This window comes from Streptomyces umbrinus (assembly GCF_030817415.1).
Classification (GTDB): domain Bacteria; phylum Actinomycetota; class Actinomycetes; order Streptomycetales; family Streptomycetaceae; genus Streptomyces; species Streptomyces umbrinus_A.
Map to the genome: position 1 here is coordinate 2,958,857 of NZ_JAUSZI010000002.1, position 13,873 is coordinate 2,972,729.

1 protein-coding gene is annotated in these 13,873 nt (G+C 73.1%); it reads right to left on the reverse strand.

All coding sequences use genetic code 11. The features are described from left to right. Positions 1-19 precede the first annotated feature (19 nt). A complete protein-coding gene (locus QF035_RS13165; protein ID WP_307520401.1) occupies positions 20-13,873 on the reverse strand; it encodes a type I polyketide synthase in 13,854 nt (4,617 codons plus the stop codon).

Below are 13,873 nucleotides of genomic sequence, written 5' to 3' on the forward strand. Positions count from 1 at the left end.
CGTTGGCTTCGGCTTCCGCTCAGGAAGACTTACCGAACTCCCTGTGGATGAATTCGAACAGCTCGTCGTCGGTCGCTGTCTCCAGCTTGCGGGTCACGGGCACGGCGTCATTCGCAGACTGCCTGTCCCCCAAGCTCGACAGTAGGCTGCGCAGCCGCGCCTGAACGGAATCGAGATCGTGGTCTGGGGAAAGAGCTGAAATTCCGGCTTCGAGCTTGTCCAGTTCCTGGAGTACTGCCTGGTCCGGCGGCAGTTGCTCGTGCTGGTCACCGGCGAATCCGGCGCGTAGCAGGCGAGTGAGGTCGAGTGGGGTCGGATGGTCGAAGACCAGGGTGGCGGGCAGGGTCAGGCCGGTCGCCGCGGTCAGCCGGTTGCGGAGTTCCACCGAAGTCAGGGAGTCGAAGCCGAGGTCCTTGAAGGCCCGGCTCACCTCGATGGACTCGCTGCCCTCGTGGCCCAGGACGGCTGCGACGGCGGAGCGCACCAGGTCGAGCAGGGCCGCGTCGCGTTCGGCGGCCGGCATGGTGCGCAGGCGGCCGCCCGGATCCGAACCGGTCCGGGTGGCCTCCTCGGGTGCGGTCCGCGCCAACGCGGCCCGCACTGCGGGAAGTTCGTCGAGGAGCGGGCGGGGGCGGGCGGCGGCGAAGGCGGTCGCGAAGCGGGACCAGTCGACGTCGGCGACGGCAAGCAGCGTCTCGTCGAACTCCAGGGCCTGTTGCAGTGCGGCGAGGGCCCGCTCCGGTGACATCGTGAGGATGCCGCGCCGGCGCAGTTGTTCCTCGGCCGCCGGGCCGGCGGCCATACCGCCACCGGCCCAGGCACCCCAGGCGACCGAGGTGGCGGTGCGGCCGCGGGCCCGGCGGGACTGGGCCAGTGCGTCGAGGGAGGCGTTCGCGGCCGCGTAGGCGGCCTGGCCGCCGCTGCCCCAGACACCGGCGTTGGACGAGAAGAGTACGAACGCGTCGAGTTCGAGTTCACCGAGCAGATCGTCGAGGTGGGCCGCTCCCTGGGCCTTGGCGGCGAGGACCGCGGCGCATTCGCCGAGGCTCATCTCGGTCAGGGGGGTGGCCTGCACGACGCCCGCGGCGTGGACGACCGTGCGGATGCGGTCGCCGCTCGCGTGTATGTCGTCCAGGAGCGCGGCGAGGGCGGCGCGATCGGACACGTCGCAGGCCGCGAGGGTCACCCGGGCGCCGAGCGCGGTCAGTTCGTCGCGAAGCTCTTCGGCTCCCGGCGCTTCGGCGCCCCGGCGGCTGATGAGGACCAGGTGTTCGGCGCCGGCCTCGGCCAGCCAGCGGGCGGCGCGGGCACCGAGTCCGCCGCTCCCGCCGGTGACCAGTGCGGTGTCCCGGGGCTGCCAGTCTCGGCTCGGGGGTGTGTCGCCGAGCGGGGCGGGCACCAGGCGTCGTACGAAGACGCCGCCCCGGCGGACCGCGAGCTGGTCCTCGTCGCCGCTGTCTGCCAGCACCTGTCGCAGCCACTCGGCGGCCGGCTCGTCGAGCCGTGCCGGCAGGTCGACCAGGCCGCCCCAGCGGTCGGGGTGTTCGAGCCCGACGACCCTGCCGAGTCCCCAGATCTGGCGCTGGGCGGGGCTCTCGATCCGGTCGGCGGGGCAGGCCAGTTCGGCCGCGCGGGTCGCCAGCCAGAGCGGTGCGTCGAACCCCGCGTCGACCATCGCCTGTGCCAGCTGCAGGGTGGCCGCGACGCCGCCCGACAGCGCGTCGTGCGCGGGGTGCGCCCGCTCGTCGACGCCCAGCAGGGAAAGGACACCGCGGACCGTACCGGACTCCGGCCGGTGGGCACGCAGCAGTTCGGCGAGCGATTCACGGGTGGCCGTGGCGGTGTCGACCGCCACCGGCAGCACGTCCACGCCGGGGCCGTGCAGCGCGCTGCTGACCGCGGCCGGCCAATCGAAGGCCTCGGTGGCCTCGGTGGTCCCGGTGTTCTCAGGCGTGAGCACCAGCCAGGTCCCCGACAGCCGGCCGGGCTGCCCCGCCGCGGCGAGCGGGCGCCATTCGACGCGGTAGCGCCAGGAGTCCAGCGCGGCCGCCTCGTGCCGGGTGCGCCGCCAGGCGGACAGCGCCGGCAACACCTCGGCGAGGGTGGAGGCGCCCACGCCGAGCCGGTCGGCGAGCCCGGCCGTGTTCTCCTCCTCCACGGCCGCCCAGAAGGAGCGGTCGACCGGGTCCGCCGCTGCCGCGGTGCCGGCCGCGGCAGCGGGGTGCGGCCAGTACATCCGGCGCTGGAACGCGTAGGTCGGCAGGTCGACCCGGGTGGGTCCGGCGCCGGCGAACACGTCCGTCCACTCGATGTCCACGCCGCTGACGCCGGCCTCGGCGAGCGAGGTCATGAAGCGGCGAGGGCCGCCGTCGTCACGGCGCAGGGAGCCGCCGACGAAGGTACGCCCGGCCGTCACCGCGAGATCGTCGAGGGTCTCGCGCACCGGAACGGTCAGGACCGGGTGGGGGCTCATCTCCACGAAGGTGCGGTGGCCCTGCCCGGTCAGGGTGCGCACCGCCGGGTCGAGCAGGACCGGCTGCCGCAGATTGCGGAACCAGTAGTCCGCGTCCAGTTCGTCGGCGGCGATCCATTCGCCGGTGAGCGTGGACAGCATCGGGATGACGGGGCGCTGCGGCCGGGTCGGGCGCAGTGCGTTCAGGAGATCCTCGTGGATGCGGTCGACGTGAGCGCTGTGCGAGGCGTAGTCCACGGGGATGCGGCGGGCCCGGACACCCCGCTCCGCGCAGTCGGCGAGCAGCGCGTCCAGCGCTTCGGTGTCTCCGGAGACGACCACGGAGGCGGGCCCGTTGACGGCCGCGAGCGAGAGGCCGTCCTGGGCGGCGACCAGATCGGCGGCCGCTTCCGCGTCGAGCATGACGGACACCATGCCGCCGCTGCCGGCGAGCTCGGTCAGGGCCTGGCTGCGCAGGGCGACGATCCGCGCGGCGTCCCGCAGGGAGAGGGCGCCCGCCACACAGGCGGCGGCGATCTCGCCCTGCGAGTGGCCGATCACGGCGTGCGGGCGTACCCCGCAGGACTGCCACAGCTCCGCGAGCGCGACCATCACCGCGAACAGCGCGGGCTGTACGACGTCCACGCGGTCGTACGCCGGGGCGCCCGGGGCGCCGCGCAGCACCTCGCTCAGCGACCACTCCACGAACTCGGCGAGTGCCTCCTCGCACTCGGCGATCCTGGCGGCGAACACAGCAGAGGTGTCCATCAGTTCGGTCGCCATGCCGGCCCATTGCGCACCCTGGCCGGGGAACACGAATACGGTCCGGCCGGGTGACCCGGCCGCCGAGGTGATCACGTTGGCGGCCTCGCGGCCGTCGGCGAGGGCGGCCAGGCCCGCGGTCAGCTCCTCGGGCGTCGCGCCGATGACGGCCGCGCGATGGTCGAGTGCCGCCCGCGAGGTGACCAGGGACCAGGCCACGTCGACCGGGGCGGCGGGCCCGCTCACCGCGGTCAGCAGTCGAGCGGCCTGGCCCACGAGGCCCTCGGGGGTCTTGGCGGAGAGCATCCAGGGCAGCGCGTACGAGAGGGGCGTCGCGGGCTGCGGGACCACGGGGGAGTCCGGCTCTTCCACAGCAGTCTCAGCTGCCTGGTCCGGAGCATCCGGTGCCTGTTCCAGGATCGCGTGCGCGTTCGTTCCGCTGACGCCGAACGCCGACACACCCGCGCGCCGCGGCCGTCCGTGATCGGGCCAGGCACGTTCCTCGGTGAGCAGCCGTACGCCGCCGTCGCCCCAGTCGACGTGCGAGCTGGGGGCGGAGACGTGCAGTGTCTTCGGCAGGGTGGCGTGGCGCAGTGCGAGGACCATCTTCAGGACGCCCGCGAGACCGGCCGCCGCCTGGGTGTGGCCGATGTTCGACTTGACCGAGCCGAGCCACAGCGGCCGGTCCGCCGGCCGGTCCTGGCCGTACGTGGCGAGCAGCGCCTGCGCCTCGATCGGGTCGCCGAGCGAGGTCCCCGTGCCGTGCGCCTCGACGACGTCGACGTCCTGCGGAGTGAGTCCGGCGGCGGCGAGTGCCTGGCGGACGACGCGCTGCTGAGCGGGGCCGCTCGGGGCGGTGAGGCCGTTGGAGGCGCCGTCCTGGTTGACGGCGGTGCCGCGGATCACGGCGAGCACGGGATGGCCGTTGCGGCGGGCGTCCGAGAGGCGTTCCACCATGACGACGGCGGCGCCCTCGCCCCAGCCGGTGCCGTCTGCGTCGTCGGAGAACGCCTTGCAGCGGCCGTCCGGCGACAGCGCGCGCTGCCGGCTGAACTCCACGAACACACCCGGGGTGCTCATCACCGAGGCGCCGCCCACCAGCGCAGCGCCGCATTCACCGGCGCGCAGCGCCTGGCAGGCCAGGTGCAGTGCCACCAGGGAGGCGGAGCAGGCGGTGTCCACGGTCAGGGCGGGGCCTTCGAGCCCGAAGGTGTAGGAAACGCGGCCGGAGAACACGCTGGCGGAGCTGCCGGTGGCCACGTAGCCCGCCACGTTCGCATCGGAGTTGTGCAGGGCCGCGGGGTAGTCCTGGCCGTTGGTGCCGGCGAACACGCCAATGCGGCTGCCGCGTACCGACTTCGGGTCGATTCCGGCCCGTTCCAGCGCCTCCCACGAGCACTCGAGCAGCAGCCGCTGCTGCGGGTCCATGGCGAGCGCTTCGCGGGGGTTGATGCCGAAGAGTTCGGCATCGAAGTTCCCCACCCCGTGCAGGAAGCCGCCTTCGCGGGCGTAGGAGGTGCCCTCGTGGTCGGGGTCGGGGTGGTACAGCGAGGCGGTGTCCCAGCCGCGGTCCTCGGGGTACGCGGTCATCGCGTCCGCTCCGTCGGTGAGCAGCCGCCACAGGTCCTCGGGCGTCTGCAGCCCGCCCGGGAAGCGGCAGCTCATGCTGACCACGGCGATCGGCTCGTCGTCGTCCCGTACCCCGGCGGGCACCTCGGTCGGCGCGTCGTCGGGACGGACACCGGCGAGCGCGTCGAGCAGATGGCGGGCGAGCGCCTCGGCATTCGGGTGGTCAAAGACGAGCGTGGCCGGCAGCACCAGCCCGGTGAGCGCGCTGAGCCTGCCGCGCAGGTCGAGGGCGAGCAGCGAGTCGAAGCCGAGCGCCGAGAACGCGGCCTGCGGTTCGACCACTGCGGCGGACGTGTGCCCGAGCACATCGGCGGCCTGGGCGCGCACCGCGTCAAGCAGCGCGGCGTGCCGCGCCTGCTCGGGCAGTGCGAGCACCTCGCGCCGCAGCGTCGGTATCGCGCCCGGTACGTCGGCGGCGGTGTCCGCCGGCGCGACCAGTTCCGCGAGCAGGCCGCTGGGTCGCCCGGTGGTCATCCGGGTCCAGTCGACCTCGGCGATCACCGAACAGGGCACATCGCCGGTCAGCGTGCGCTCCAGTGCGGAAAGCGCGGCCTCGGCGTCCATCGGGATCAGTCCCGTGTGCCGCAGCCGCTCCGCGAGGCCCTCACCGGCAGCCATGCCGTCACCGGCCCAGGGACCCCACGCAACCGAAAGCGCCGGCCGCCCCATGCGCTGCCGAGTCTCGGCGAGCGTGTCCAGGTAGGCGTTGGCCGCCGCGTAGCCCGCCTGGCCGACGGCGCCCAGGGTGCCGGACAGCGAGGAGAACAGCACGAACGCGGACAGCTCCCGTTCTCCGAGGAGATCGTTCAGATGCGCGGCGGCCGTCGCCTTCGCCGCCCAGACGTCCGCAAGTTGCTGCCGGGTCATGGTGTGCAGCAGCCCGTCGTCGACAACTCCGGCGGCGTGCACGACCGCGTCGATGTGTACGCCGTCGGTGTCGAGTTCGCCGATGAGCGCGGCGAGAGCGTTCCGGTCGGAGGCGTCGCAGGCCGCGATGGTGACACGGGCTCCGGCGGCGGTCAGCTCCTCGCGCAGTTCGGCCGCACCGGGCGCGTCCGGCCCGCGACGTCCGATCAGTACGAGGTGCTGGGCGCCGTGCCCGGTCAGCCATCGGGCGACATGGGCGCCCAGCGCTCCGGTACCGCCGGTGACCAGGACGGTACCGCCCAGCGGCAGTTCGCCCGTGCTGCCGGTCGGCCGCGCGGCGCGCTCGATGCGCCGGACGGACATACCAGCGGAGCGGATCGCGATCTCGTTCTCCCCGGTGTCCGCGGCCAGCAGTCCGACGAGCCGCTCGAGGTCCCGCGCGGTCGGCTGTGCCGGGAGATCGACCTGTCCGCCCCAGCGGTCCGGGTGTTCCAGTGCGGCTACTCGCCCCAGGCCCCAGACGGCCGCCAGCTCCGGGTCCGGTGCCGCATCGACGTCACCAGTGGCGACAGCACCGCTGGTGACACACCACAGTGGCGCCGCTACCGAGGCCTCGCCGAGCCCTCGCACCACATCCGCGAGCCAGCCGGCCGGGGCCGGTCCGGGTCCGGCCGCCCGCGTCGGCAGGCAGATGACCCCCGCCACGTCGGTGTACCCACCGAGCAGCTCCGCGGGGTCGGCGTCCGGGGCGAGGGTGACGGGCACGGGCTGCGCGCCATGGGCGCGCAGCCCTTCGGCGACCGGGGCGACGAGCGGGGCGACGGCCTCGGGGGCCACCACCAGCCAGCGCCCGGTGAGTCGGCCGCGCCGGTCGGCGATCCGGCGCCAGGCGACCTGATAGCTCCAGCCGTCCCGGGCTGCGGACGGCCCTGTGCCGAGCCAGTAGCGCCGACGCTGGAAGGCGTACGTGGGGAGGTCGGTGGTCTGCGCGCCGGCCGGGGCGAAGAACGCCGTCCAGTCGGCCTCGGCGCCAGCCGCCCACAGGTGCGCCAGGGCGGCGACAGCGGTGACGGGCTCCGGCTTGTCCCGGCGCAGGAGCGAAACCATCGCCGCCGCGTCCTCGTACGTCTCCTCGATGGCCCCGAGCAGGCTTGCATCCGGACCGAGTTCGACGAGGCGGGTGACGCCGAGATCCTTCAGGCGGGTGATGGCGTCGGCGAAACGGACGGTGCCGCGGACCTGGTCGGTCCAGTAGGCCGGGGTGAACTCGCTGACCGGCTCACCGGTCAGCGTCGACACAATCGGGATGCGCGAACTGTCGTACGTCACCTCGGCGGCGGCCTCGGCGAATTGATCCAGCATCGGGTCCATCAGAGGCGAGTGGAAGGCGTGGCTGACCTGCAGCCAACGCCCCTTACGATCCGGCAGGAGTGCGGCCACGGCCTCGACGGCCTCGCGAGCGCCGGAGAGCACCACCTGGCCGGGGGCGTTCACCGCCGCCACGGAGACGTCTTCGCCGAGAAGTGGGGTGACCTCATCCACAGTTGCCCGGACCGCCCACATCACACCACCCGAAGGCAGCGTCTGCATCAAACCGGCCCGTGCGGAGACGAGCCGGCAGGCATCTTCCAGGGACAGCACCCCGGCCACATGCGCGGCAGCCAGCTCACCCACGGAATGACCGACCAGATAGTCCGGCGTGACACCCCACGACTCCAGCAGCCGGAACAACGCCACCTCGACCGCGAACAACGCGGGCTGCGCCCACCCGGTCTCACCCAGGGCCTCCGCGTCGGTGAACATCACCTCACGCAGCGGCCGGTCCAGCAGACCGTCGAAGTACGCGCACACCTCATCCAGAGCCCGCGCGAAGACCGGGAACGCCTCCGCCAACTCACGCCCCATACCAACCCGCTGACCACCCTGACCCGAGAACACAAACCCCGTCAGACCGTCACCGGCCGCAGCCGTCACCAGACCCGGCACCGGCTCACCGGCCGCCAACGCGCCAAGCCGCGTACGCAGCTCATCCGCGTCCTCGCCGAGGACGAACGCCCGATACTCCAGCGCCGCCCGGGTCGTCGCCAACGACACACCAACATCCACCGCATCCAGACCACCGACCCCAGACAGCAACTGCCCGGCCTGCGCTGCCACGCCCTCGCATGACCGGGCCGACACCAGCCACGGCACGACCGGCAGCGCGAGGTCGCCCCGGGCAGGCTCCGGCCCGGCGGGCGCTTCCTCGAGGATGACGTGTGCGTTGGTGCCGCTGATGCCGAAGGCGGAGACGCCCGCCCGGCGCGGCCGGTCCTCGCGCGGCCACTGGCGTGCCTCGGAGAGCAGCTCCACCGCGCCCGCCGACCAGTCGACATGCGTGGACGGCGTCTGTGCGTACAGCGTCTTCGGCAGCGACTCGTGCCGCAGCGCCAGGACCATCTTGATGATGCCGGCCACTCCGGCCGCGGCCTGGGTGTGGCCGATGTTCGACTTGACCGAGCCGAGCCACAAGGGCCGGTCCGCCGGCCGATCCTGCCCGTACGTGGCGAGCAGCGCATGGGCCTCGATCGGGTCGCCCAGCGTGGTGCCCGTGCCGTGCGCCTCCACGACATCGACGTCGGAGGCGGAGACACCGGCGTTGGCCAACGCCTGCCGGATGACCCGCTGCTGGGCAGGGCCGCTGGGCGCGCTGAGGCCGTTGGAGGCCCCGTCCTGGTTGGTGGCGGTGCCGCGCACCACGGCCAGCACCTGGTGGCCGTTGCGCCGCGCGTCCGACAGCCGTTCCAGTACGAGAACGCCCGCGCCCTCGCCCCAGCCGGTGCCGTCGGCCTCGTCGGAGAAGGCCTTGCAGCGGCCGTCGGCAGCCAGGCCGCCCTGTCGGCTGAACTCGGTGAAGCTGTCCGGCGTGACCAGCACGGCCACGCCGCCGGCGAGGGCCATCGTGGACTCGCCGTTGCGCAGCGACTGGGCGGCCCAGTGCAGCGCGACCAGCGAGGAGGAGCAGGCCGTGTCGAGGGTGACCGCCGGGCCCTCCAGGCCGAGGGTGTAGGCGATCCGGCCGGAGACGACGCTGGTGGCATTGCCGACGAGGAGGTGTCCCTGGACCTCTTCGGGGACGGACGGCAGCCCGCTTCCATACCCCATGCTGTTGCAGCCGATGAAGACGCCCGTACGGCTGCCGCGTACCGACGACGGATCGATTCCGGCGTGCTCAAAGGCCTCCCAGGCCGTTTCCAGCAGCAGCCGCTGCTGCGGATCGGTGGCCAGCGCCTCGCGCGGGCTCATGCCGAAGAAGCCCGCGTCGAAGTCGATCGCGTCGTGGACGAATCCGCCCTCACGGACCCCGCCGACGACGGACGGCCAGCCGCGGTCGGACGGCAGCGGCGACAGTGCGTCGATGCCGTCGGCGAGCAGCGTCCAAAAGTCCTCCGGCGAGCGGACGTCGCCGGGGTAGCGGCAGCTCATGCCGACAATGGCGATCGGCTCGTCGGCCGCCGGGCCGTCGCCCTGCGCCACGGTGTCCTGTGCGGCGCTCCCGCCGCCGAGCTCCGTGTGGAGGAACGCGGCGAGCAGCCGGGGCTGGGCGTGGTCGAAGACCAGGGTGGCGGGCAGCCGCAGTCCGGTCGCGGCGTTGAGCCGGTTGCGCAATTCGAGGGCGGTGAGCGAGTCGAAGCCGAGCTCACGGAAGGCGCGCCCCTGCTCGACGGCGGCGCTGTCGGCGTGGCCGAGCACCGCGGCGGCGTGGGCGCGGACGAGGTCAAGGAGTTCGCGCTGCTGCTCCGCCGGTGTCAGGCCCGCCAGGCGGCGGCGCAGTGCGTCGTCGGCTCCGTCGTGGCCGGTGTCCTGCTGTCCGTCCTCCAGGGCCTTGCCGACCTCGGGCAGTTCGTCGAGCAGCGGGCGGGGCCTGGCCGCCGTGAAGGCTGGGGCGAACCGCTCCCAGTCCATGTCGGCGACCACCGCGACCGCCTCGTCGCGCTCGACGGCAGCCCGCAGCGCGGCGAGAGCGGAGGCGGGCGGCATCGGGCGGATGCCCCGGGCGCCCAGATGGCGCGCCATGCCTTCGTCGGCCGCCATGCCTGCGCCGCCCCAGGCGCCCCAGGCCACCGAGGTGGCGACCCGGCCGCGGGACCGCCGGTGGTGTGCCAGGGCGTCGAGGTGGGCGTTGGCCGCCGCGTAGGCCGACTGGCCGCCGCTGCCCCAGACTCCGGCGCTGGAGGAGAACAGCACGAAGGCGTCCAGCAGCCGGTCGCCGAGCAGTTCGTCGAGGTGGGCGGCGCCGAGCGTCTTTGCCGTCAGGACGTCCGCGAGGTCCGCGAGACCGTGCTCGGCCAGCGGCGCGAACTCGCCGACGCCTGCCGCGTGCACGACCGCCGTCAGCGGGTGCTCCTCGGGCACCAGGTCGAGCACCGCGGCGAGGGCGGCGCGGTCCGCGACGTCGCAGGCGGCGACGGTGACGCCCACGCCCTGTGCCGTCAGCTCGTCCCGCAGCTCCGGCACTCCGGGCGCATCCGCGCCGCGCCGGCCGGTCAGGACGAGGTGGTCGATGCCCTCCGCAGCGAGCCAGCGGGCGAGTTCCGCGCCGATGCCGCCGGTGCCGCCGGTGAGCAGTGCGGTGCCGTGCGGACGCCAGGGGCGGATCCGCGCGTCCCCGGGCCTGGCGTGCACGAGCCGTCGTACGAAGGAGCCGGACGCACGCAGCGCGATCTGGTCCTCGCCGCCGTCGGCCAGCGCGGCGACGAGCCGCTCCGCGCCGCGTGCGTCGAGGAGTTCGGGCAGGTCGAGCAGCCCGCCCCAGCGGTCGGGGTGCTCCAGGCCGACGACCCGGCCGAGACCCCAGGCCGCGGCCTGCGGCACACTGCCCGGCGGGTCCGAGGGACCGATGCCGACCGCGCCCCGCGTGGCGAGCCACACCGGCGCGTCGAGGTCCGCGTCACCGAGCGCCTGCACCAGCTCCACGGTGGCCGCCAGCCCTGCCGGAACGGCGGGCCGCTCGGGGTGCGGTCGCTCATCGAGGGCCAGCAGGGACAGCACTCCATCCGGCTGCGGTACGAGGTCCCGCAGCCGCTCGGCGATCAGGGGCCGCCCGGCCAGGTCGTCCGACAGCACCAGGGTGTGTACGTCCGCCCCATGTGTGCGCAAGGCGTCGACGACCCCGGCGGCACACTCGCCCTCCGCCTCGTCCTCCGGCAGGACGACCAGCCATGTTCCCGTCAGCGCGGGCCGCGTGCCGCCGTTACTCCAGGGGCGCCATTTCACTTCGTAGCGCCAGGAGTCGGTGGTGTCCTGCTCGCGCTGCTTCTGGCGCCATTCGGCCAGGACGGGCAGCAGCGGATCGAGTACGGCGACGTCCGTGCCCAACGTGCCGGCCAGGACGTCCACGTCCGCGCGCTCCACCGCCGCCCAGAACTCACGCTCGGCCACAGTGCCCTCATCAGCGGCCACCACCGCCTCGACCGGCAACTTCGGCCAGTAGCCCTGGCGTTGGAAGGCATAGGTGGGCAGGTCGACCAGGGCGGGACGCGTCGCCGGGAAGGCAGCCGTCCAGTCGACGTCGACGCCGCGCACCCACAACTCGGCCGCGCCGGCGAGAAACCGGTCCAGGCCGCCGTCATCACGGCGCAGAGACCCGGCGACAATGCCCTCGTCCACCATCTCCTCGACGGAGCCGGTCAGCACCGGATGCGAGGACACCTCCACAAACACGCCGAAGCCGTCCTCGACCAGTTTCCCGACAGCCTCCGCGAAACGAACACGGGAGCGCAGGTTCGTGAACCAGTAGTCGCCGTCCATGGTCAGCGGGTCGGCGAAGTCGGCGGTGACCGTGGACAGCAGCGGAATGTCTCCCGCGCGTGGAGTGATCCCGCCCAGCTCCTCGGCCAGGTCCGCCCTGAGGACGTCCATCGCCGGGGAGTGCGAGGCGTAGTCGACAGCGATGCGCCGTGCCCGGATTCCCAGCCCCCCGCATTCGGCGACCACTTCCCCGACGGCGGCGACCTCACCGGAGATCACCACCTGCGAAGGCCCGTTGACGGCTGCGATCGCGACACGGTCCCCGAAGAGTTCCTCGGCCTGCTCGGCGGGGATCCCGACCGAGGCCATGGTGCCTTCACCACTGGCCACCGCCGCGATCGCCGCGGCACGGGCCACAACCACATGCAGCGCGTCCTCCAGCGACAGCACTCCGGCCACATACGCCGCGGCGATCTCCCCCTGCGAATGCCCCACCACCGCCGCCGGCTCAACCCCGTACGACCGCCACAACGCCGCCAACGCCACCATCACCACGAACGACGCGGGCTGCACCACATCCACCCGCTCCAACGACGGCGCGTCCACACCACCACGCAGCACATCAGTAACCGACCAGTCCACCAGAGACGCCATCACCACCTCACACTCGGCCACGACCCCCGCGAACACCGGTGACGCATCCAGGAGCTGAGCTCCCATGGCCGCCCACTGCGCACCCTGACCAGGGAAGACGAACGCCGTACGCCCCACCGGACCCGCAACCCCCGACACGACCTGTGCCGAAGGCTCACCGGCGGCCAGCGCCGCAAGCCCCGTGCCGTACGCCCCCGTCACCACCGCCCGATGCTCGAACCGAGCCCGGGCCGTCGCCAACGACCACCCCACACCCCCCGCATCAGCCCCATCCACCACAGAGCCCAACGCGCCGGCCTGACCCCGCAGGACCTCGGCACTACGGCCCGACAAAATCCACGGCACCACCGACGACGACTCGACCGCGACCGGCTCCGGAACCTCGAGGGGAGGCGCCTCCTCCAAGATCACATGTGCGTTCGTCCCGCTCATCCCGAACGCCGACACACCCGCACGCCGCGGACGACCCTCCTCACCCGGCCACGGACGCGCCTCGGACAGCAACTCCACCGCACCCGCATCCCAGTCCACATGCGAAGAAGGCATGCCCACATGCAGCGACTTCGGCATCAGCCCATGCCGCATCGCCAGCACCATCTTCATCACACCCGCCACACCGGCCGCCCCCTGCGCATGCCCGATGTTCGACTTGATGGAGCCCAGCCACAACGGACGGCCCTCAGGCCGCTCCTGGCCATACGTCGCCAACAGCGCCTGCGCCTCGATCGGGTCCCCGAGCGTCGTACCCGTGCCATGCGCCTCCACGACATCCACTTCGGCGGAGGTCATCCCGGCATTCGCCAACGCCTGCCGGATGACGCGCTGTTGCGCGAGGCCGCTCGGGGCGGTCAGCCCATTGGACGCGCCGTCCTGGTTGGCGGCGGTGCCTCGGACAACGGCCAGCACCCGATGGCCGTTGCGCCGGGCGTCCGAAAGGCGCTCGACCAGGAGCAGGCCGACGCCCTCGCTCCACGCCGTACCGTCGGCGTCGTCGGAGAACGGCTTGCACCGGCCGTCGGGGGCGAGCCCGCGCTGGCGGCTGAACTCGCGGAAAGTGGAGGGGGTGGTCATCAGCTGGGCGCCGCCCGCCAGGGCCAGGGAGCACTCGCCGGACCGCAGGGACTGCACGGCCAGATGCAGGGCGACCAGCGAGGTGGAGCAGGCGGTGTCCACAGTCACCGCCGGGCCTTCGAGGCCCAGGACGTAGGCAATGCGGCCGGAGGCGACACTGGTGGCGGTGCCCGTGGCGAGGTAGCCCTCGGTGTCGACGCCGCTCTGGTGGACGAAGGGCCCGTAGTCCTGGCCGGTGGCTCCGGTGAAGACCCCGGTGGTGGTGCCGCGCAGCGCGGCCGGGGAGATCCGGGCGTTCTCGAGAGTCTCCCAGGCGACCTCGAGGAGGAGCCGCTGCTGCGGATCCATGGCGAGGGCCTCACGCGGGCTGATCCCGAAGAAGCCCGCGTCGAACTGGTCGGCGTCGTGCAGGAAGCCGCCCTGGCTGACGTAGGTGGTGCCGCGCCGGTCGGGGTCCGGGTCGACGAGTGAGTCGAACTCCCAGCCGGGCCGGTCGGGGAACCGCGAGATCGCGTCCTCGCCCGCGGCCACCAACCGCCACAGCCGCTCGGGGCTGTTGACTCCGCCGGGCAGCCGGCAGCCCATGCCCACGATGGCGATTGGCTCGCGCGCGACCTGCTCCAGGCGCTGGTTGCGCTGCTTGAGCCGCTCGTTGTCACGCAGTGCGGCGCGCAGCGCGTCGACGATCTTGTCCGAAGGTGCGGTCAT